19 protein-coding genes are annotated in these 20,321 nt (G+C 70.8%); 15 read left to right on the top strand and 4 right to left on the bottom strand.

The features are described 5' to 3' along the window. The first annotated feature begins 115 nt into the window (after nucleotides 1-115). The 9 genes from ACZ66S_RS09480 to ACZ66S_RS09440 all read left to right on the top strand — a co-directional run bounded on the left by ACZ66S_RS09480 (nucleotide 116) and on the right by ACZ66S_RS09440 (nucleotide 7,888). Nucleotides 116-760 carry an HAD family hydrolase gene (locus ACZ66S_RS09480; protein ID WP_469900844.1) on the top strand — a complete coding sequence of 215 codons (645 nt, stop codon included), beginning with the start codon at nucleotides 116-118 and terminating at the stop codon, nucleotides 758-760. A 69-nt stretch (nucleotides 761-829) separates the two neighbouring features. Continuing rightward, nucleotides 830-1,513, top strand: coding sequence for a VC0807 family protein (locus ACZ66S_RS09475; RefSeq protein ID WP_469900842.1), 684 nt, complete (start codon nucleotides 830-832; stop codon nucleotides 1,511-1,513). Nucleotides 1,514-1,579: 66 nt separating this feature from the next. Next, a complete protein-coding gene (locus ACZ66S_RS09470) occupies nucleotides 1,580-2,791 on the top strand; it encodes an MFS transporter (protein ID WP_469900840.1) in 1,212 nt (403 codons plus the stop codon). Continuing rightward, entirely contained in the window at nucleotides 2,742-3,914 is a 1,173-nt protein-coding gene (locus ACZ66S_RS09465) for an acetoin utilization protein AcuC (protein ID WP_469900838.1), read from the top strand. The genes ACZ66S_RS09470 and ACZ66S_RS09465 overlap by 50 nt, the downstream gene beginning before the upstream one ends. Before the next feature lie 185 nt (nucleotides 3,915-4,099). Further along, nucleotides 4,100-4,915 carry a phosphatase gene (locus ACZ66S_RS09460; RefSeq protein ID WP_469900837.1) on the top strand — a complete coding sequence of 272 codons (816 nt, stop codon included), beginning with the start codon at nucleotides 4,100-4,102 and terminating at the stop codon, nucleotides 4,913-4,915. A gap of 129 nt (nucleotides 4,916-5,044) precedes the next feature. Continuing rightward, a complete protein-coding gene (locus tag ACZ66S_RS09455; protein ID WP_016437488.1) occupies nucleotides 5,045-5,254 on the top strand; it encodes a helix-turn-helix domain-containing protein in 210 nt (69 codons plus the stop codon). A 178-nt stretch (nucleotides 5,255-5,432) separates the two neighbouring features. Beyond that, a complete protein-coding gene (locus tag ACZ66S_RS09450; RefSeq protein ID WP_003948845.1) occupies nucleotides 5,433-5,531 on the top strand; it encodes a 30S ribosomal protein bS22 in 99 nt (32 codons plus the stop codon). 228 nt (nucleotides 5,532-5,759) lie between these two features. Next, nucleotides 5,760-6,821 carry an NAD-dependent epimerase/dehydratase family protein gene (locus ACZ66S_RS09445; RefSeq protein ID WP_053853255.1) on the top strand — a complete coding sequence of 354 codons (1,062 nt, stop codon included), beginning with the start codon at nucleotides 5,760-5,762 and terminating at the stop codon, nucleotides 6,819-6,821. 14 nt (nucleotides 6,822-6,835) lie between these two features. Next, nucleotides 6,836-7,888: a lysophospholipid acyltransferase family protein gene (locus ACZ66S_RS09440; protein WP_469900835.1), complete on the top strand. Its 1,053-nt coding sequence runs from the start codon at nucleotides 6,836-6,838 to the stop codon at nucleotides 7,886-7,888. Nucleotides 7,889-8,134: 246 nt separating this feature from the next. Here ACZ66S_RS09440 and ACZ66S_RS09435 read toward each other — a convergent pair whose 3' ends face one another. The 3 genes from ACZ66S_RS09435 to ACZ66S_RS09425 all read right to left on the bottom strand — a co-directional run bounded on the left by ACZ66S_RS09435 (nucleotide 8,135) and on the right by ACZ66S_RS09425 (nucleotide 11,600). After that, nucleotides 8,135-9,352 carry a DUF5667 domain-containing protein gene (locus ACZ66S_RS09435; RefSeq protein WP_469900833.1) on the bottom strand — a complete coding sequence of 406 codons (1,218 nt, stop codon included), beginning with the start codon at nucleotides 9,350-9,352 and terminating at the stop codon, nucleotides 8,135-8,137. Nucleotides 9,353-9,585: 233 nt separating this feature from the next. Further along, nucleotides 9,586-10,359: an ECF subfamily RNA polymerase sigma factor, BldN family gene (locus tag ACZ66S_RS09430; protein ID WP_020120729.1), complete on the bottom strand. Its 774-nt coding sequence runs from the start codon at nucleotides 10,357-10,359 to the stop codon at nucleotides 9,586-9,588. A 314-nt stretch (nucleotides 10,360-10,673) separates the two neighbouring features. After that, a complete protein-coding gene (locus ACZ66S_RS09425) occupies nucleotides 10,674-11,600 on the bottom strand; it encodes an HAD family hydrolase (RefSeq protein WP_469900831.1) in 927 nt (308 codons plus the stop codon). Between the two features lie 116 nt (nucleotides 11,601-11,716). On the opposite strand from ACZ66S_RS09425, the gene ACZ66S_RS09420 reads away from it, so the two are divergent. From ACZ66S_RS09420 to ACZ66S_RS09400, 5 genes are all read left to right on the top strand, one after another. Next, nucleotides 11,717-12,004: a glutaredoxin family protein gene (locus tag ACZ66S_RS09420; RefSeq protein ID WP_469900830.1), complete on the top strand. Its 288-nt coding sequence runs from the start codon at nucleotides 11,717-11,719 to the stop codon at nucleotides 12,002-12,004. A gap of 235 nt (nucleotides 12,005-12,239) precedes the next feature. Then, on the top strand, nucleotides 12,240-13,007 hold the full coding sequence (locus ACZ66S_RS09415; protein WP_469900828.1) for a redox-sensing transcriptional repressor Rex: 768 nt from the start codon (nucleotides 12,240-12,242) through the stop codon (nucleotides 13,005-13,007). After that, entirely contained in the window at nucleotides 13,004-14,737 is a 1,734-nt protein-coding gene (locus ACZ66S_RS09410) for a glutamyl-tRNA reductase (RefSeq protein WP_469900826.1), read from the top strand. The genes ACZ66S_RS09415 and ACZ66S_RS09410 overlap by 4 nt, the downstream gene beginning before the upstream one ends. Then, a complete protein-coding gene (hemC, locus tag ACZ66S_RS09405; RefSeq protein ID WP_469900825.1) occupies nucleotides 14,734-15,693 on the top strand; it encodes a hydroxymethylbilane synthase in 960 nt (319 codons plus the stop codon). Before ACZ66S_RS09410 ends, hemC begins: the two co-directional genes overlap by 4 nt. Next, on the top strand, nucleotides 15,690-17,396 hold the full coding sequence (locus ACZ66S_RS09400) for a bifunctional uroporphyrinogen-III C-methyltransferase/uroporphyrinogen-III synthase (protein WP_469900823.1): 1,707 nt from the start codon (nucleotides 15,690-15,692) through the stop codon (nucleotides 17,394-17,396). The genes hemC and ACZ66S_RS09400 overlap by 4 nt, the downstream gene beginning before the upstream one ends. A 19-nt stretch (nucleotides 17,397-17,415) precedes the next feature. Here ACZ66S_RS09400 and ACZ66S_RS09395 read toward each other — a convergent pair whose 3' ends face one another. After that, a complete protein-coding gene (locus tag ACZ66S_RS09395; protein WP_469900822.1) occupies nucleotides 17,416-18,813 on the bottom strand; it encodes an FAD-binding oxidoreductase in 1,398 nt (465 codons plus the stop codon). A gap of 500 nt (nucleotides 18,814-19,313) precedes the next feature. Here ACZ66S_RS09395 and hemB point away from each other — a divergent pair, with 500 nt between their 5' ends. Continuing rightward, entirely contained in the window at nucleotides 19,314-20,306 is a 993-nt protein-coding gene (hemB, locus tag ACZ66S_RS09390) for a porphobilinogen synthase (RefSeq protein WP_469900820.1), read from the top strand. Nucleotides 20,307-20,321: the final 15 nt, after the last annotated feature.

The following is a 20,321-nucleotide window of genomic DNA, read 5'->3' as shown; positions in this document are numbered from 1 at the left end:
GCGCCGATGGTACTGCAGGGGGGACCCTGTGGGAGAGTAGGACACCGCCGAACAAATTTTGAGAAAACCCCCGTGCCATTCGGCACGGGGGTTTTCTGCGTTTAGGGTCAATGGCATGCGCTATGACCTCGTGATCTTCGACAACGACGGTGTCCTCGTCGACAGTGAGCCGATCTCCAACCGGCATCTCGCTGCCTATCTGACGGAACTCGGGCATCCGACCTCCTACGAGGACTCCATCCGGGACTACATGGGCTCCGCCATGCACCGGATCCACGAGCTCGTGCTGGAGCGGAGCGGGCAGACGTTGCCGGCGGACTTCGACGACGTCTTCCACGCGAGGGTGTTCGCCGCGTTCGAGCGGGAGCTGAAGGCCGTGATCGGCGTCACCGGCGTACTCGAGAAGCTGGCCGCGGACGGGGTGCCGTACTGTGTCGCCTCCTCCGGGAGCCATGCGCGGATCCGGGTGGGGCATCGGGCGGCCGGGCTGGACCGGTGGTTCGAGGGCGGGCGGATCTTCAGCTCGGAGGATGTGGGGCGGGGGAAGCCGGCACCGGATCTGTTCCTGTACGCGGCCGAGCGGATGGGCGTCGAGCCGGGGCGGTGTGTGGTCGTCGAGGACAGTCCCCTGGGGGTGCAGGCGGCCAACGCGGCGGGGATGGACGTGTACGGGTTCACCGCGATGACGCCTGCCGCGAAGCTCGCCGGGGCCACTCAACTCTTCTCCGACATGGGCGAGTTGCTGGACCTGCTCGTCTGACATTTGTCATGCCGAGGTCCGGACGATCGTTTCTACTGGGGGACCCGGCCCGGGCGGGAAGCTGAGGGCATGACGACGAAGGCGAACTCGAAGCGCGCGAACCTGGCTCCCCTGATCGTGGACGTGGCTGTGCCGATCGGGGCGTACTACCTGCTGAAGGACGGGCTCGGGATGAGCACGTTGATGGCGCTGGGCCTCAGCAGTGTCGTTCCGGCCGTGCGGACCGGCTGGAGTGTGGTGCAGGAGCGGACCGTCAACGGACTGGCCGCCCTCATCCTCGTGGTCAACGTGGTCGGGCTGCTGCTCAGCTTCGTGGCCGGTGATCCGCGGCTGATGCTCGCCAAGGACAGCGGGGTCAGCAGCGTGGTCGGCATCGGCATCCTCGTGTCCGTCGCGCTGGGCAAGCCGATGATGACCGCTGGGATGAAGCCCTGGCTGGTGAAGGGGATCGCCGAGCGGGAGGACGCCTGGGCGCGGCTCCAGGGCGGGTCGGCGGACTTCCGGCGGGCCGAGCGGCGGTTCTCCGTGGTGTGGGGCGTCGTACTGCTGACGGAGTGTGTGCTGCGGGTCGTGGGGGCGTACACACTGCCGGTGGACACGATGGTGTGGCTCGGGTCCGTGGTGATGGTCGTGTCGATGGCGGTGGCCTTCCTGGTCAGCGGGGCGATTGGGGCCGGCCCCATGGCCCGCATGCTGATCGCGGAGACGAGGACCTGTGCCGCCGCGCGGCCGGAGGTCGCTCTCGCCCGTTAAAGCTGAGGAGAACTCATCTTTGGCTGGATCTACCCACGAGTACGCCGGGGCCCTACGCTCGCCGCCATGACAGATGTGCTGCGGCGCGGTAGGGCCTCGCTGGCGTTCAGCTTCTTCGCGCAGGGTGTCGCCTTTGCCCTGCTGGTGACGCGGATTCCCGCGATCCAGGACCGGTACGGGGTCTCCGACGCGCTGCTGCCCGCCTTCCTGGCCGCAGTACCGATCCTCGCCGGGGTCGGGAGCGTCTCGACCGAGCACCTGGTGAAGCGCATACGGCCCAGCCGGCTGCTGCGGTTCGCCCAGCCCGTCGTGCTCCTGGCGCTGCTCGGCGTGGGCGCCGGGGACTCGACGGTCGAACTGGGTGTCTCGCTCGCCGCCTTCGGGCTCGCCGTCGGCATGCTCGACGCGTCCATGAACATGCTCGGGGTGAGTCTCCAACGGGCTTACGGGCGCAGCATCATGCTCAGCTTCCATGCCGTCTTCAGCCTCGGCGGGATCGTGGGAGCCTCGCTCGCCTGGGCCGGGGCGCACTGGCATCTCGCGCTGTTCGTCTCCTATCTGCCGGTCGTGGCGGTGCTGGTGCCGCTGTGCCTGGTGGGGAGCCGCTGGTACGTCGACGGGGACGGGGGTGTCCCGGCGGAGAAGGCCGAGGGCGGGGACGGGGTCGTCTTCAAGTTGTTGCTGCCGCTCTGCCTGGTGATGACCTTCGCCTACATCGGGGACTCCACCGTCTCCAACTGGAGCGCGAAGTACCTCCAGGACGTGCTCGGGAGCAGTGAGCAGGTGGCGACCGTGCCGTACAACGTCTACATGGTGACGACCCTGCTGGGGCGGGCCGTCGGGGACTTCGGGGTACGGCGGTTCGGGGCGGCCGCGGTCGTACGGGCCGGGGCGTTGGTGGCGGCCGGCGGGTTCGCGGTGGTGGCCGTGGCGCCCGGGCCGTGGGTGGGGATGCTCGGGTTCACGCTGCTGGGGATGGGGCTGTGTGTGCTGGTGCCGCAGACCTTCGCGGCGGCCGGACGGTTGTTCCCGGGGGCGTCGGACGCGGCGGTGGCGCGGCTCAACGTCTTCAACTACGTGGGGTTTCTTATCGGTTCGCCGTTGGTGGGGGCTTTGGGGGACGCGTGGAGCTATCGCGGTGCCATGCTCGTGCCGATGGTGTTGGTGCTGGTGACGCTGGTGTACGCCAAGTCGTTCGCGGCTCAACCGGACCGATACGGTGGCGGGCATGAGCGGCCGCGCACAGTTGATGTGGGACGAGGCAGTAACGGGCTATGACTTCGGTCCGGACCATCCGATGGATCCGGTCCGGCTCGATCTGACCCGGCGCCTGGTGGACGCCTTCGGGCTGGACCGGGACCTGGAGGTCGTGGCCGCGAAGGCGGCGGGTGACTCGACCCTGCGGCTCGTGCACCGGGAGGACTACGTCGAGGCCGTGAAGGCGGCCTCCGTGGACCCGGAGGCGGCCGACCAGTCGTACGGGCTGGGGACCATGGACGACCCGGCCTTCGCGCGGATGCACGAGGTGTCCGCGCTGATCGCCGGGCAGTCGGTGGGGGCGGCCGAGGCCGTGTGGCGGGGGGAGGCGCTGCACGCGGTGAACTTCGCGGGCGGGCTGCACCACGCGATGCCCGGCGCGGCCTCGGGGTTCTGCATCTACAACGACGCCTCGCTGGCGATCGCGCGACTGCTGGAGCTGGGGGCCGAGCGGGTCGCCTACGTGGATGTGGACGTCCATCACGGGGACGGGGTCCAGGCGGCGTTCTGGGAGGACCCGCGGGTCCTGACGATCTCCCTGCACGAGCACCCGCGGACGCTGTTCCCGCAGACCGGGTGGCCGGAGGAGACGGGGGCCGACTCGGCCGAGGGCAGTGCCGTGAACGTGGCCCTGCCGGCGGGGACGGGGGACGCCGGGTGGCTGCGGGCGTTCCACGCGGTGGTGCCGGAGCTCATCGCCGACTTCCGGCCCGATGTGCTGGTGACGCAGCACGGGGCGGACACGCACTTCGAGGATCCGCTGGCCCATCTCGCCGTGTCGCTGGACGCGCAGCGGGCGGTGCAGGTCGCCTGCCACGAGCTGGCGCACGAGTACGCGGGGGGTCGGTGGATCGCGCTCGGGGGTGGGGGATACGCCGTGGTGGACGTCGTGCCCCGGTCCTGGACGCATCTGGTGGCGATCGCCGCGGGGCGGGCTGTCGAGCCCGAGGCGATGATCCCCGAGGGGTGGCGGCAGGAGGTGTTCGCGCGGACCCGGCAGTTGGCGCCGGCGCGGATGACCGATGGGCGGTGGCCTGTCTCCTACGCGGAGTGGGACGCCGGGTACGACCCTGCGGACCGGCTGGATCAGGCGGTGCTGGCCACGCGGCGGGCGGTGTTTCCGTTGCGGGGGTTGTTGGCCTAGTGCGCTGCGGGGTGCGGGGTGCGGGGTGCGGGGTGCGGGGTGCGGGGTGCCGGGTGAGGTCGTGAGGCGGCTGCGGGTGCGTTGCGGCTGGTCGCGCAGTTCCCCGCGCCCCTGCGTTACTCCGACTGTGCGGTGTTCTTCCGTTCCCCCGCCTTCCGCACTCCCCATCCGCCACCATCACCCTCGTGTTGAGCACCGGTGCCCTCCGCGCCCATCTGTTGGCTGCTCGTCTCGCCGGGTCCGTGGCCACCTCGCGGGAGCGGAGTCTGCGGAGCTATCGGTTGTTCGCGGCCCGGGACCCCAGGGCGCTGATCGGGATTGACCCTGAATCGTCCTGGAATGAGCGGGATCTGATCGGTCTCATGGCCGACAGGTGCGGAGTTTCGGGCGATCCGAGGTGTACAACTGGCCAGGATGTGATCGATCCTGAACGGACGCTCGTCGCGCTCGACGCCTTCGCGGACCGGCTCGCGGCAGTTTCCCAGCGCAGCGGGGCCGTGCTTCTCGGCACCGGCCACCCGCACCGACTGCTCGGTTTCTACGCCGCTCTCGCGGACGCCCTCTCGGCGGCGGGATGTACCGTCCTCACCCCTGCGCATGGTCGCTGTGTCGACATAACGACCCGGTTCGGTCTACGTACGTACAACCTTGAGTACGTACGAGGAGTCGCGCTCGTACGGGAACCGGACGCGGAGAGCTCCGGTGGTGAGCCCGGCGCACACACGCATTCGCCGCTCCCGGTTCGTACTGCCCTGGCGGCCGCGGCGGAGAGCGGCGGGCCGCTTCCCGAGCTCGTGATCGGGGACCACGGATGGGTCTGCGGGGCAGGTCAGCTCGGGTGTGAGGCCATTGGGCTGGCGGATACGGACGACCCCGCGCTCTTCGTGGGGCAGGCGGAGGGGGCCGTGTCCGTCGTCGTTCCACTTGATGACGCTGTGCGGTCCGCTTACTACCGGCCGCTGACCCGCTACGTACTCAATCGAGCGTGTCTGTCACAGTAGGCCGCCGATGGGTGCACCTCTTCCCCACTTGCATCACCCGCCCCTACATTGGGGAGTGAGCACGCAGCGACGAAGAGTCACCGGAAGGGGAAGCCGGTGGCCGTCGAGTGCGGAAGGTTCAGGTGTGTCATGGCTGCTGAACAGAGGCCTCTGAGCGAGGTTCAGTTCCTTACCGTGGCGGAAGTCGCCTCGGTGATGCGAGTGTCGAAGATGACCGTGTACCGGCTGGTGCACAGCGGTCATCTGCCCGCGATCAGGGTGGGGCGGTCCTTCCGCGTCCCCGAGAACGCGGTTCACGAGTACCTCCGCGAGAGCTATGTGGGGGTGGAGACGGCCTGACGACGACCGGACTCGGGGAGGTCCCAAGGGGGCCTCAGGGCACTCGTGGACCCCTGCCGGATCTCCCCGGTTCACCTCGATTACGACCTCAGCGCTCGGGCGGGTAGGCTAGCCCCTCGTAGGTCGTATGGGCCCATGGCGCCCAGCACCGAGTGATGAGAAGTGAGCGAGGGTAGTCGTGGGCTCTGTTATCAAGAAGCGGCGCAAGCGGATGGCCAAGAAGAAGCACCGCAAGCTGCTCAAGCGCACGCGCGTCCAGCGTCGCAACAAGAAGTAAGCGACGCCGCGTAAGCGTGGTTGTGGCCCCCCACCTGATATCGGTGGGGGGCCACACGCGTGTCAGGAGGTGCGCATGGGCCGGATGTCGTCACCTCGCGCAGCGGGCGGTCATCACAGGGCGACACCGAACCGCTAAGTTGGCGGAACACGGGGAACGCGGCACAGGACTGGGGCTGTACAAGGGCCGTACCAGGGCTGGACTACGGCTGGAAGGAAGGCGCGGATCTTGGGAAAGGTCGTGCTCGTCACCGGAGTGGCCCGACAGCTAGGGGGCCGGTTCGTCCGGCGCATACAGCGTGACCCGCAGGTGGACCGGGTGATCGCGGTGGACGCGGTGTCGCCGGAGCACCATCTGGGCGGTGCCGACTTCATCCAGGCGGACATCCGGCAGCCCGGTATCGCCCGGGTGCTGGCCGAGACGGCCGCCGACACGGTCGTCCACCTGGACGTGACGGCGATGGCGCTCGGCAGCGGGAGCCGGACCACGGTCAAGGAGACCAACGTCATCGGCACCATGCAGCTCCTCGGTGCCTGCCAGAAGTCGCCGAACGTGCAGCGGCTCGTGGTGAAGTCCAGTACGAACGTGTACGGCTCCGCGCCGCGCGATCCCGCCGTGTTCACGGAGACCACCCCGCCCAAGTCCCTGCCCTCCGGCGGCTTCGCCAAGGACACGGTCGAGGTCGAGGGGTATGTGCGGGGCTTCGCGCGGCGCCGGCCCGACGTGGCCGTGTGCGTGCTCAGGTTCGCCAACATCCTGGGGCCGACGGCGGACACCCCGCTCGCCTCGTACTTCGCGCTGCCGGTGCTGCCGACCGTGCTCGGGTACGACCCGCGGCTGCAGTTCGTGCACGAGGACGACGTCATCGACGTGCTCAGGATCGCCTCGCACGAACCCGAGCGGGGCACGCTCAACAGCGGCACGTTCAACATCGCGGGCGACGGCGTCCTGTTGCTGTCGCAGTGTTCCCGGCGGCTCGGCCGGCCCACCGTGCCCCTGCTGCTGCCGGCCGTCACCTGGGCCGGGTCGCTGGTCCGTACGCTGGGGATGACGGACTTCTCGCCCGAGCAGATCCGGCTGCTCACCCACGGCCGGGTGGTGTCGACGGTCCAGATGCGCGAGACGCTCGGATTCCGGCCGAAGTACACGACGGCGGAGACCTTCGCGGACTTCGCGCGCAGCCAGGGTCCCGGGCTGCTGCCTCCGGAGGCCCTCGCGGGGGCCGTCGACCGGATCGCCGCGCTGCCCCTCGCGGGTGGCGGCAACCCCCCGACGCAGAGCGCCAACTGAGGAGCGCATCAACGATGGCGGACGCCAAGGTCATTCCGTTCGACGACGACCGGTCCCGCGCAGGCGCCGTACAGCGGCCGGCGCGGCGCCGGAGCGCGGGGAGTCGACGCAAGGGCTCCGAGCCCGCGCTGGTCCGTGAGGTCCAGCCCCTGCCCGGCGGGGCTTCCGCGCAGGATGATGATCCTGTGACGCGTGAGGAACAGCCGCCGCAGCAGGCGCACGACGAGGGCGGCCTGGAGCGGCGGATCGCCGGGGGCCTCAGCTTCCTGCGCCGCCGGCTCACCGGGGACTACGAGGTCGACGACTTCGGCTACGACGAGGAGCTCACCGACCAGGTCCTGATGTCCCTGCTGCGGCCGGTGTACGAGAAGTACTTCCGGGTCGAGGTGAAGGGCGTCGAGAACATCCCGGCGGAGGGCGGGGCGCTGATCGTCGCCAACCACTCCGGGACGCTGCCGCTGGACGGGCTGATGATGCAGGTCGCCGTCCACGACCACCACCCCGCGAACCGGCATCTGCGGCTGCTGGCGGCGGACCTGGTGTTCATGCTGCCGGTGGTCAACGAACTCGCCCGCAAGCTCGGTCACACGCTGGCCTGTGCGGAGGACGCCGAACGGCTGCTCGGGCAGGGTGAGGTGGTCGGTGTCATGCCGGAGGGCTTCAAGGGGATCGGGAAGCCCTTCAGCGAGCGCTACAAGCTCCAGCGCTTCGGCCGGGGCGGCTTCGTCTCCACCGCCCTGCGCCAGCGCACCCCGATCATCCCGTGCTCGATCGTGGGCGCGGAGGAGATCTACCCGATGATCGGCAACGCGAAGACGCTGGCCCGTCTCCTTGGCTTCCCGTACTTCCCGCTGACGCCGACCTTCCCGTGGCTCGGCCCCCTCGGCGCGGTCCCGCTGCCGACCAAGTGGACCATCCAGTTCGGCGAGCCCATCCCCACGGACGGCTACCCGCCGGAGGCCGCCGAGGACCCGATGCTGATGTTCAACCTCACGGACCAGGTACGGGAACAGATCCAGCACACGCTGTACAAGTTGCTGGTGCAGCGGCGGTCGGTCTTCTTCTGACGGGGTGGTTCCGGCGGGGCGGTCGGGGTCGCCGGATGTCCGTCCGACCAGGGGTCGCCGGGCGGCTGCGGGAGGCCGGGCGGAGTCCGGCACGGCTGTCCGAAGCCTGCGCAGCAGTGCGAGGGCAGCAGACAGGAGGGGCCAAGTTGCTGGTGCAGCGGCGGTCGGTGTTTTTCTGAGTTCCAGTGCTACGACGGTGGGGGCGCCCTTCTTGTGAAGGGCGCCCCCACCGTCGTACTGGCAGAGCTAGTTCGCGTCCTCGCCCTGGATGCCCAGGCCCGGGAGGAGGCCCGGGAGGAGGGGTGGGAGGGTGACGTCCGGGTCGGCCGAGGGGGCCGGGGACGTCGGGGTGGTGGTGCCGGTGTCCTTCGGCGGGTCGAGGAGACCGCCGGTGTCGCCGCCGAGCAGGCCGTCGTCCTCGCTGCCGGACGGGGTCGACTTGCTGGGGCTGCTGCCGCCGCGGTTCTCGGCGGAGCCGCCGGTGCTGGGGTCCGTCGAGCGGCCGGAGCCGGTCGAGCTGTCCGAGGACGCCGAACCGGAACCGCCCTGCCGTTGACCACCCGTGCCGCCGCCCTGGGCCGGGGGCTCGGGCAGCAGGGACTCGAGCGGTGCGACCTCTTCGTCTATGGCGTCGAAGACCTCGGACACCTGGTCGCTGACGTCGCCGAGCTGCACGGGCAGCCGGTCGCGGAGCGCGCCCCACGCCTCGCGGTGCGAGCGCGAGAAGCCGGCGAGGGCCTGGATGGGGCCGAGGGAGTTCGGGTCGCGTTCGTACGCCGCGTGCAGCAGACGGTGGCCCTCGGTCGCGTCGTGCTGCATGCCGGACAGGGCCCGGCGGATCTCGCCCACGGACTCGTGGTCGAGGTGGCCGCCCCGGCCGCGCTCCATCAGCCGACGGGCCTCGTTCAGCCGGGTGGAGGCCTGGTCGAGGTAGGCGACACCGCGCTCGTCGTCCCCGTCGGACAGATAGCTGAGCTTGAAGTCCTCGATGCCGCGCTTGAGGCCGTACAGCGAGTCACCGGGCAGGGCGTCCGAACTGGCCGCGGCCACCCCGCCGAAGGCACCGGCGGCGACTCCGACGCTCAGGCCGCCCGCGGCCAGGCCCTTGGTGAGCCGGGAACGGGGGCGCAGTTTGCCGAGCGGACTCGCCCGGTGGGCGCCCTTGGCCCGATGGGAGCGCTGCTCGGGGACCGCGGGTTCCGCCCGGTCGCCCTCCAGCAGCATGGCCTCCATCGCGGCCACGAGCTGGGCTCGCTGGACGACCTTGACCTCCGGGTCCAGCTCCGGCCTGGGCAGCTCTTCGAGACACTCCGCAAGGGCCAGAAGACGGCCCGGATCGGGGTGTTCCTCGGCGGCCGACGCCTGTCCTTCGGACTGCTCGGCCGCCGGTTCCCGGTCGGACAGCTCCTCCAGGGCCTGGGCGAAGGCGTTCGCCCGCCGGTGCGCCGATACGTTCGCGATCACTGGCGGCACCTCCTCTCGTCATGACGGTCGACTCCCCAGGGGGTCCTGAGGGTTGCACACCCTGAGCACAAGCACACGATCGGGTGATCGGAGTCGGCCAGGGGGTGACCACAGGGAGCCTGCATCCCGCACAACGAGTGGCGCGGCACTTGGGTTACGGACTGCGGATGATCGGATCGGGGAGTCAACGGACTTTCACCGAGAGCGAGTTGGCGATTACCCGGCGTGCGCTGTCAGCGGGCGTCGTCCGGGAGGAGCCGGGCCAGGGTGCGGACGGCCCGGTACTGGAGGGTCTTGATGGCGCCCTCGTTCTTGCCCATCACCCGGGCGGTCTCGGCGACGGAGAGGCCCTGGAGGAAGCGCAGGGTCACGCACTCCTGCTGCTGCGGGTTGAGCCGGCGGACGGCGTCCAGCAGCGCGGCGTTGGAGAGGGACTCCAGGACGGAGTCCTCGGGCGAGCGCTCGACCTCGTTGGCGTCGAGCATCTCGCCGGTGGTGACCTCCAGCCGGAACCGGCTGGACTTGAAGTGGTCGGCGACGAGGTTGCGCGCGATGGTCACGAGCCAGGCGCCGAAGTCGCGGCCCTGCCAGGTGAAGGTGCCGATCCTTCTGAGCGCGCGCAGGAACGTCTCGCTTGTCAGGTCCTCAGCGGTGGCCTTGCCTCCCACCCGGTAGTAGATGTACCGGTACACCGTGTCGCTGTACTGGTCGTACAGGCGGCCGAAGGCGTCGGCCTCGCCGGCCTGGGCGCGTTCGACCAGGTCCATCATGCGGGCGCTGTCGCTGTCCGCGGCCGGACGGCGGGCCGGTGCGGCACCGGTCGAACGCCCTCGTCTGCCGACGGCCGCGGAGCCGTCGGCCAGTGCGTAGCACGGGCCGATCGGTGCCGCGGCTACGGCGAGGGCGGGGACGGCGTACGCGGTGGGGACGAAGCCGCGCAACAGGTCGAGGACCGTTGCGCGCAGCGTAGCCAGGCCCGAGGCGTCAACCCCGACGTGTGGGTACACGGGACTCCCAGAGGCAGAGCTTCCATCACGTGCAGTGCGGGACCGTTCACCCGTCGTAGCGACGGAGGGGTACCGGATTGCGTCTGAGGAGAATAACGCTTAGTGCAGGCGCTGCTACACCCAGTTGCTCTATTCATCGATTACGTCGCTTCTGTAACCGATCGGAGGCCGTTCAAGTGCCACAGAGTGACCGCTTGTTGATCGAAAACGGTCTCACTCTGTCAGGGAACGGGGCGTGTTGTGGCCGTGTGCAGCCAATGTGCCTGCACACGGAGTTACGCGTATAAAACCCGTGGATTGGTGCGTTCGCCCGGTTACCGGCGGCGTTTGTGCAGGGCGATCGCGGCCGCCGTGCCGCCCGCCACCGCTCCCACGCCCGCGGCCGCGGGGATGCCGACCTTCGCCGCCTTGCGGCCGGTGCGGTAGTCGCGCAGGCGCCAGTCCAGGTGACGGGCGTGCTTGCGGAGCTTGGCGTCCGGGTTGATCGCGTAGGGGTGACCCACCAGCGAGAGCATCGGGATGTCGTTGTGGCTGTCGCTGTAGGCCGCGCAGCGGGACAGGTCGAGGCCCTCGGCCGCGGCCAGGGCGCGGACCGCCTCCGCCTTCGCGGGGCCGTGCAGCGGCTCGCCGACCAGCTTGCCGGTGTAGACGCCGTCCACCGACTCCGCCACCGTGCCCAGCGCGCCGGTGAGTCCGAGGCGGCGGGCGATCACCTGGGCGATCTCCACCGGGGCCGCTGTGACAAGCCACACCTTCTGGCCGGCGTCGAGATGCGCCTGCGCCAGCGCGCGCGTGCCCGGCCAGATGCGCTCGGCCATGTACTCGTCGTAGATCTCCTCGCCGATCGACTGGAGCTCGGCGACGCGGTGGCCCTTGACGATGGAGAGCGCCGAGTCCCGGGCCTCCTGCATGTGTTCGGGGTCCTCGACGCCGGCGAGCCGGAACCACGCCTGCTGCCAGGCGAACCTCGCGAGGTCGCGGGTCTCGAAGAACTTCCGTTTGTACAGGCCACGGCCGAAGTGGAAGAGGGCGGCGCCCTGCATCACCGTGTTGTCCAGGTCGAAGAAGGCGGCGGCCTTGTCGTCGCCCAGAACCGGGAACTGCGACTCCGGTTCCGTACCAGGGGCCTCCTGGACCTCCTGGGAGGACTTGCGCGCGGCCTCCGCCGAGGCCTCGCCTGCCAACACGCTTCGCGCCGTGGCGGAGCGCCTACGGGGAGTGAGCCATCCGAGAGCGGCCATGGCGTGAGCATAGCCAGTTTGTTCGGTGGTTCCGGAGTCGAGAGGTTTGGAGGGTGTGAACACTCCGGGACTGTGCCGTTAAGCGGGTCGCCCGGGCCGCTGCGACGCGCGGGACAATGGCCTGCATGAGTCCCATCTTCCGCCGAAAGCAGGCCGGGGCCCCCGCGGACCGGCTCGTCACCCTCATCCGCAAGCCCGGGTGCCATCTGTGCGATGACGCACAGCTCGTGATCGAGAAGGTGTGTGGAGATCTCGGGGTCCCCTGGGAGTACAAGGACATCGACCAGGACCCCCAACTCCACGACCAGTACTGGGAACAGATCCCCGTCGTGCTCGTCGACGGCGAGCAGCACACCTTCTGGCGGGTGGACGAGGGCCGCCTGCGCAAGGCCCTGACGGACTAGTCCGGCCGGGCCGGTCGGTCGCTTAGGATCGATGGCGAAGTGGTCTTGGGGGCGGGATTGATGAGGGAAGTGTGCGGTTTTGCCTCCGAGAGAGACGCGCGTGACCCCGGTCACGTTGGCCGGGCAAATCGGACACCATCTTTGTGCACGCGTTCACAAAGACATAGCCTGCTTTCGACGGGGCGGTCCGGGGACGTGTGACCGCCTACAGCCCCGCTCTACCCGCAGGAGCACCGTGGCAACTGGCCGAACTCACCGACCGGCGACCCGTAGCCGAGGGATTCCCGAGGCCACCGTCGCCCGGCTTCCGCTGTACCTCCGCGCCCTGACCGCACTGTCGGAGCGCTCGGTACCCACGGTCTCCTCCGAGGAGCTCGCGGCCGCCGCGGGGGTCAACTCCGCGAAGCTGCGCAAGGACTTCTCCTACCTGGGCTCCTACGGGACCCGCGGGGTCGGCTACGACGTCGAGTATCTCGTCTACCAGATCTCCCGCGAACTCGGCCTGACCCAGGACTGGCCGGTTGTGATCGTCGGCATCGGCAACCTCGGCGCCGCTCTCGCCAACTACGGCGGCTTCGCGTCCCGTGGTTTCCGGGTCGCCGCGCTGATCGACGCCGATCCGGCGATGGCCGGAAAGCCCGTCGCGGGCATTCCCGTGCAGCACTCGGACGACCTGGAAAAGATCATCGAGGACAACGGCGTGTCCATCGGTGTCATCGCGACCCCCGCCGGTGCCGCCCAGCCCGTCTGCGACCGGCTCGTGGCCGCCGGCGTCACCTCCATCCTGAACTTCGCGCCGACCGTGCTGTCCGTGCCGGACGGCGTCGACGTGCGCAAGGTCGACCTCTCCATCGAGCTGCAGATCCTCGCCTTCCACGAGCAGCGCAAGGCCGGCGAGGAGGCCGCCGCCTCCGACGGCGCCGCACCGGCCGCCGCCGGCCGCGAGGGCTCCGCCGCTGACAAGGGGCCCGACGGGGACGTACCCGCCGTGATGCCGGCATGAGTCTCCTCGTCGTCGGGCTGAGCCACCGCAGCGCTCCGGTCAGCGTGCTGGAGCGGGCGGCCCTGCATGTCGATGCGCAGGTCAAGCTGGTCCAGGACACAGTCGCCGCGGAGCCCGCCGCCGAGGCCGCGGTGCTCGCGACCTGCAACCGGATCGAGCTGTACGCCGACGTGGACAAGTTCCACGCGGGTGTCGCCGAGCTGTCGACGCTGCTCGCCCAGCACAGCGGGGTGGGGCTCGACGAGCTCACTCCCTATCTCTACGTGCACTACGAGGACCGGGCCGTCCACCACCTCTTCTCCGTGGCCTGCGGGCTCGACTCCATGGTCGTGGGCGAGGGGCAGATCCTCGGGCAGATCAAGGACTCGCTGGCGCGGGCGCAGGAGCTGCACACCGCCGGGCGGTTGCTCAACGACCTCTTCCAGCAGGCGCTGCGGGTCGGCAAGCGGGCGCACTCCGAGACCGGGATCGACCGGGCCGGGCAGTCGCTGGTGACGTTCGGGCTGGAGCAGCTTGCTTCCGGTACGGCTGTGCCGGACTGGGCGTCCGGGAAGAAGGCGCTGGTCATCGGGGCCGGGTCGATGTCCTCGCTGGCCGCGGCGACGCTGGCGCGGGTCGGTGTCTCGGAGATCGTGATCGCCAACCGGACCGCCGAGCGGGCCGAGCGGCTCGCGGAGATCCTCAAGGACGCCGGGGACGTGCTCGCCCGTGCGGTACCGATGGACTCGGTGCCGGACGAGCTGACACGTGCCGATGTCGTGGTGTCCTGTACGGGGGCGACTGGGCTGGTGCTTACTGCTGAGGCTGTTGCTTCGGCTGTGCAGGGTGCTGACGCGAGCCGGGAGTGGGTCGCGCAACTCGGCGCTGACGAGGTGCCGCCTTTCCGTGGGTCGGGAGCCGCCCCGGGCGGCACATCTGCCCGCGGCTTGGCGGAGCCGATCGCCGACGAGAACTGTCCTCTCGACTTGGCGCCCGTCCCCTCCACCGCCGGTTTCTCCGTGCTCGGGGAAGCCGCCGTCGCCGGGATGGCCGCCTCCGAGCTCGAGCAGCACGCCGCCTGGGTGGACAACGCGCCCCGGCCGCAGGGCTCCGTCGCCGTCGTCGATCCGGTCCAGGAAGCCGACGTCATCGCCGCGCTCGCCGCCACCGCCGCCGTCATCGGGCGGGTGCCCGAGCGGCGCAGGCCCGAGCCCGTCGCCGAGATCCCGCGGCCGACCCCCTCCCTCTTCCTGCTCGACCTCGCCATGCCCCGGGACATCGACGCCGCCGTGCACCGGCTGACCGGGGTGCGGCTCGTCGACATCGAGTCGCTCGCGGAGGCCTCGGCCGACGCCCCCATGGCGGCCGACGTCGACCAGGTCCGCCGGATCGTCGCGGACGAGGTGGCCGCCTTCGGGGCGGCGCTCAGGGCCGCGCACATCACGCCCACCGTCGTCGCGCTGCGGACCATGGCCGCCGATGTCGTCGCGAACGAGATCGCGCGGCTCGACGGGCGGCTGCCCGGCCTGGACGACAAGCAGCGCGGGGAGATCACGCAGACCGTGCGGCGCGTGGTCGACAAGCTGCTGCACGCGCCGACCGTACGGGTCAAGCAACTCGCGGCCGAACCCGGCGGTGCCGGGTACGCGGACGCGCTGCGGACCCTGTTCGACCTCGACCCCGAGACGGTGGCCGCCGTCTCCCGCGCCGAGGACAGCACCACCGATGAGAAAGACCGAGGCTCGTCATGAGTACCAAGGCGCTACGGCTGGGGACGAGGCGGAGCAGACTCGCCATGGCCCAGTCCGGGCGGGTGGCGGAGGCCGTGAGCCAGGTGACCGGACGGCCCGTCGAGCTCGTCGAGATCACCACGTACGGCGATGTGTCCAAGGAGGCGCTCGCGCAGATCGGCGGCACGGGTGTGTTCGTGACCGCGCTGCGCGAAGCCCTGCTCAAGGGCGAGGTCGACTTCGCGGTGCACTCGCTGAAGGACCTGCCGACCGGGCAGCCGGACGAGCTGGCGCTGGCCGCGCTCCCCGAGCGCGAGGACCCGCGGGACGTCATCGTCGCCCGGGACGCCCTGAAGCTGACCGACCTGCCCCGGGGTGCCCGCATCGGTACCGGTTCGCCCCGGCGGACCGCGCAGCTCAACGCGTACGCCCGTACGCACGGACTTGATATCGAGACGGTTGCGATCCGGGGGAACATCGACACCCGGGTGCGGTTCGTGCGCGAGGGTGAGCTGGATGCGGTGGTGCTGGCCGCGGCCGGCCTCCATCGCATCGGCCGTATCGACGAAGTGACCGATTTCCTCTCGGTCGACACAGTTTTGCCCGCTCCCGGCCAGGGAGCACTCGCGATCGAGTGCACCGCGGACAACGCGGACCTGATCGCGGCGCTCGGTGAGCTCGACGACCCGTTCACGCGGGTCGCCGTGACCGCCGAGCGGTCACTGCTCGCCGCCCTGGAGGCCGGCTGCTCCGCCCCTGTGGGCGCGCTGGCCGACCTGCTGGCCGACGGGCAGATTGTCAAGGAAATGCGCCTGCGGGGCGTCGTCGGCACCACCGACGGCTCGCGCATGGTGCAGTTGTCCACCACCGGTCCCGTGCCCGAGACGTACGACCAAGCAATGGCGCTCGGCCGTGAACTCGCGGCCGACATGCTTGCCCAGGGCGCGGCCGGTCTGATGGGGGAGCGAGCACAGTGAGCCCCACCACCCTTCCCGTCGGTCCTGAACACGGGCACGTCACCTTCCTGGGTGCCGGACCCGGAGATCCGGGACTGCTGACTCTGCGCGCCGTCGAGGCGCTCACGAACGCGGACGTTCTCGTCGCCGGGCACGAGGTGCTCGACGTCGTGCGCGTCCACGCTCGGTCGGGCGTCGCCGTCGTGGACACGGACATCGAGTCGCCCTCGACTCCGGTTCCGGGCACGGGCGCGCCCCAACTGACAGTCGTTGACGGCACGTCAACAACCGCCCCTGCCCCCGCTGTACGGGATGCGGCACATCTTGTCATGGAGGCCGCGCGGGGCGGCAGGCGGGTCGTGCGTGCGGTGTCCGGGGACCCCGGGCTCGACGCGTACGCCGCCGAGGAGATGCTGGCCTGCGTTCGCGCGGGCGTGCCCTTCGAGGTCGTGCCCGGTGTGGCCGCGGCCGTCGGCGTGCCCGCGTACGCCGGTGTCCCGCTGCGGGACGCGCAGGGCGCGGACGTGCGGTTCGTGGACGCGCGCACGGCCTCCGACCGGTGCTGGACGGAGGTGGGGGTGTCGGACGGGACCGTGGTCGTGTCGACGACCCTGGACTCCGTGGGCGCCGCGGCCGGCGAGCTGGTCGCGGCCGGGCGCAAGCCCGACACCCCGATGACCGTCACCGTCGCCGGTACGACCACGCGGCAGCGGACCTGGACGGCCACCCTGGGCACCATCGCCCAGACGCTCAAGCAGGCCAAGGTACTGCCCTCGCCCGAGGGCGGCCGGCCGGTGATAGCCGTGGTCGGTGAGCGCTCGGCCGCCGCGCAGCGCGACCAGCTCTCGTGGTTCGAGAACAAGCCGCTGTTCGGCTGGAAGGTTCTCGTGCCGCGCACCAAGGAGCAGGCGGCCTCGCTCTCCGACCAGCTCAGGTCCTACGGAGCCGTGCCGCACGAGGTGCCGACGATCGCCGTCGAACCGCCGAGAACGCCCCAGCAGATGGAACGTGCCGTCAAGGGGCTGGTGACCGGGCGCTACGAGTGGATCGCCTTCACCTCGGTCAACGCCGTCAAGGCCGTACGGGAGAAGTTCGAGGAGTACGGGCTCGACGCGCGGGCCTTCGCCGGGATCAAGGTCGCGGCGGTGGGCGAGCAGACCGCCAAGGCGCTGATCGCCTTCGGTGTGAAGCCGGACCTGGTGCCGAGCGGTGAGCAGTCGGCCGCCGGGCTCCTGGAGGACTGGCCGCCGTACGACCCGGTCTTCGACCCGATCGACCGGGTGTTCCTGCCGCGTGCCGACATCGCCACCGAGACGCTGGTCGCCGGGCTCATCGAGCTCGGGTGGGAGGTCGACGACGTCACCGCCTACCGGACCGTGCGCGCCTCGCCGCCGCCCGCGGAGACCCGGGAGGCGATCAAGGGCGGTGGGTTCGACGCCGTGCTGTTCACGTCGTCCTCCACGGTGCGCAACCTCGTCGGTATCGCCGGGAAGCCGCACAACGTCACCGTGATCGCCTGCATCGGTCCCGCCACGGCCAAGACGGCCGAGGAGCACGGGCTCCGGGTCGACGTCATGGCGCCCGAGCCGTCGGTGCACAAGCTGGCCGAGGCCCTCGCCGACTTCGGGCTGAAGCGGCGGGCGGCCGCGGTCGAGGCCGGGGATCCCGTGACGCGGCCGAGCGAGCGGCGGCCGGGGGCTCGTCGTCGGCGGTCGACGACCTGATCCCCCTCCTCGGGGAACCTCAGGCGGCCGGGGTCACGGTGTGGCCGTAGCGCAGGAGGTTCTCCGGGTCGTACGTCGACTTCGTGCGGCGCAGGCGGTCGTAGACCTCCGGGGTCCAGGCCCGGGCGCGGTCCGTCTCGTCGCCCGGGGTGCCGTGCAGGTTGACCATGGTGCGGCCGGTGCCGTACGCGGCCATCGCGGAGTTGAGGGCGGTCGTGGCGCGTTCGACCGCCTCGGCCATGGGCGGTGCGGCCAGGACGCCCACCGCCTCCAGGAGGTACTCGGCGTCCCGGGCGCAGACCGCGTCCGCCACGGCGGCGGGGCGGGAGAGTGCCGCGCCCATGTGGCGCAACTCCACCATCAGGAGCGGGAAGTCCGCGACGCCCGCCGCCGGGCCCACCTGGTCGAGGAAGGTCTCGACCGCCTGGGGGGTCAGCTCGCGCAGCAGGGTGCAGGACTCGCGGGCCGGCAGCGGGTCCTGGGGGTCCAGGTAGATGCGGTCCACCGCCGCGTAGTCCATCTCCTCCACCGTGTCGATCACGACCGGTGCGGCCGCGCGGAGCGGGGCGAGGAGGTCCTGGCCCGCTGACGGGTCGCCGGTCCAGGCGAGGCAGACGCGTGCCCAGAAGCCGCCCCGGAAGGGTTCGGGGATCTCCGGGAAGGGCGGCAGGCGCAGGATGCTGAAGGTGCTGTTCATCTCCGGCGGGACGTCCTGGGTCCAGGTCGCCCAGGCGGTCAGCAGGGCCTCGGCGTCCTCGCCCGCGCAGTAGATGCCGCCGCCGAGGACGCGGGGCAGCGGGAGGAGTTCGGTGACCAGGGAGGTCACCACTCCCACGTTGCCCTTGCCGCCGCGCAGGGCCCAGAAGAGGTCGGGTTCGGTGTCGGGGTCGGTGTGGTGGAGCGTTCCGTCGGGGGTGGCTACCTCGAAGGAGCGGACCTTGTCGGCGGCGTAGCCGTAGGTCCGGCCGAGGACCGGGAGGCCGCCGCCGAGGATGTAGCCGACGACGCCCGCGTCGGTGGAGGAGCCGTTGAGGGTGGCGAGGCCGTGGGGGGTGGCGGCGGCCAGGACGTCCCGCCACTTGGCGCCGGCGTCGATTCTCGCGGTACGGGTGTCCTCGTCGACGCGTACGCCGGTCATGCGGGCGGTGTTGATCAACAGGCCGTTCTCTATCGGGAAGTTGGCGCCGTGGCCGGTGGCCTGCACGGTGACGGGGGTGTGGGTGGCCGAGGCCCAGCGCAGGGCGGTGACGATGTCCTCGGTGCGGGTGGCGCCGACGACCACGTCGGGGGTGTGCAGGGCGGCCAGGTTGAAGCCGGTGACCTCGTCGGCGTAGCCGGGCTCGCCGGGGTGGATGACGGGGCCGTGGATCTCGTTCAGGGCGGCGTGGGTGGAGTGGGTGGAGTGGGTGGCAGCCATGGGGTCCTCCTGCCTTGTTCTTTCAGCTTGGACCTGGGTGTGGGGTGGCGCATGTGGGGGTGGGACGGGGTGCGTTGTCGGGTGCGGGGCGGTGGGGGGCTGGTCGCGCCGTTCCCCGCGCCCCTGGGGTGTGCGGTGGCGTGCGGGGGTGGGTGGCTGCGGGTCCGGTGGGGGTTGATCGCGCAGTTCCCCGCGCCCCTGGGGGTTGCAGTCACCTGCGCCACGACGGACCGTTCGCCACCTCGTCCGCCACGACGGGCCCGGGCGGGCCGCCGCAGGCATCAGGGGCGCGGGGAACTGCGCGACCAGCCACGCCGTACCCGCAGGCGCGTGGCGGTGTTGCGCGGCATCCCCTCAGGCGTCTGTCGGCCACCGCGTGTCCGCAGGCGCCCGGTGGCATTGCGTGGCACCCCCGTGGGCGCTTCGGCCGAGCTCAGCGCAGCGGGGCGTCCGACGTCGCGTCGGCAAAGGGGGGGTCGGGGCGGGCGTAGCGTAGGGATATGACGACGTACGGATCCTTTCCCGGTACCCGCCCCCGTCGGCTGCGGACCAACCCCGTCATGCGCCGCATGGTCGCCGAGACCCGGCTGCACCCCGCCGACTTCATCCTCCCGGCGTTTGTGCTGGAGGGGGCGAGCGAGCCCGTGCCGATCTCGGCGATGCCCGGGGTCGTGCAGCACACGCGGGACAGTCTGAAGAAGGCGGCCGCGGAGGCCGTGGCGGCCGGTGTCTCCGGGATCATGCTCTTCGGGGTGCCGGAGGAGTCGAAGAAGGACGCTGTCGGGACGCCGGGGACCGACCCCGAAGGGATCCTGCAGGTCGCCATCCGGGACGTGCGGGCCGAGGTCGGCGACGAGCTGCTCGTGATGTCCGACCTGTGCCTCGACGAGACGACGGATCACGGGCACTGCGGGGTCCTGGACGCCGAGGGACGTGTCGACAACGACGCCACCCTGGAGCGGTACGCCGAGATGGCCCAGGTGCAGGCCGACGCGGGCGCCCATGTCGTGGGGCCCAGCGGGATGATGGACGGGCAGATCGGGGTCGTACGGGACGCGCTCGACCAGATCGGGCGGGAGGACGTGGCCATCCTGGCGTACACGGCCAAGTACGCCTCCGCGTTCTACGGGCCGTTCCGCGAGGCTGTCGCCTCCTCGTTGCGGGGTGACCGCAAGACGTACCAGCAGGACCCGGCGAACGTGCGGGAGTCGCTGCGGGAGCTCGCCCTCGATCTGGAGGAGGGCGCCGACATGGTGATGGTCAAGCCGGCCGGACCCTACCTCGACGTCCTCGCGCGGGTCGCCGACGCCGTCGACGTGCCCGTCGCCGCCTACCAGATCTCCGGTGAGTACTCGATGATCGAGGCCGCCGCCGAGAAGGGCTGGATCGACCGGGACCGGGCGATCCTGGAGACGCTGACCGGTATCAAGCGGGCCGGAGCGCAGAACATCCTCACCTACTGGGCCACCGAGGTGGCGCAGAAGCTCGGCTGACGAAGCCGCCGGGCG

This window comes from Streptomyces sp. NPDC107471, assembly GCF_055582845.1.
Note: the sequence above shows the minus strand (reverse complement) of the source record. Positions and strands in the feature narration are given on the sequence as shown.

Excerpts from the sequence above, each read along its gene's own strand:
- ACZ66S_RS09480 (WP_469900844.1), top strand. The coding sequence starts at position 116 with ATGCGCTATGACCTCGTGATCTTCGACAACGACGGTGTCCTCGTCGAC.
- ACZ66S_RS09475 (WP_469900842.1), top strand. The coding sequence starts at position 830 with ATGACGACGAAGGCGAACTCGAAGCGCGCGAACCTGGCTCCCCTGATC.
- ACZ66S_RS09470 (WP_469900840.1), top strand. The coding sequence starts at position 1,580 with ATGACAGATGTGCTGCGGCGCGGTAGGGCCTCGCTGGCGTTCAGCTTC.
- ACZ66S_RS09465 (WP_469900838.1), top strand. The coding sequence starts at position 2,742 with ATGAGCGGCCGCGCACAGTTGATGTGGGACGAGGCAGTAACGGGCTAT.
- ACZ66S_RS09455 (WP_016437488.1), top strand. The coding sequence starts at position 5,045 with ATGGCTGCTGAACAGAGGCCTCTGAGCGAGGTTCAGTTCCTTACCGTG.
- ACZ66S_RS09440 (WP_469900835.1), top strand. The coding sequence starts at position 6,836 with ATGGCGGACGCCAAGGTCATTCCGTTCGACGACGACCGGTCCCGCGCA.
- ACZ66S_RS09425 (WP_469900831.1), bottom strand. The coding sequence starts at position 11,600 with ATGGCCGCTCTCGGATGGCTCACTCCCCGTAGGCGCTCCGCCACGGCG.
- ACZ66S_RS09420 (WP_469900830.1), top strand. The coding sequence starts at position 11,717 with ATGGCCTGCATGAGTCCCATCTTCCGCCGAAAGCAGGCCGGGGCCCCC.
- ACZ66S_RS09410 (WP_469900826.1), top strand. The coding sequence starts at position 13,004 with ATGAGTCTCCTCGTCGTCGGGCTGAGCCACCGCAGCGCTCCGGTCAGC.
- hemC (WP_469900825.1), top strand. The coding sequence starts at position 14,734 with ATGAGTACCAAGGCGCTACGGCTGGGGACGAGGCGGAGCAGACTCGCC.
- ACZ66S_RS09395 (WP_469900822.1), bottom strand. The coding sequence starts at position 18,813 with ATGGCTGCCACCCACTCCACCCACTCCACCCACGCCGCCCTGAACGAG.
- hemB (WP_469900820.1), top strand. The coding sequence starts at position 19,314 with ATGACGACGTACGGATCCTTTCCCGGTACCCGCCCCCGTCGGCTGCGG.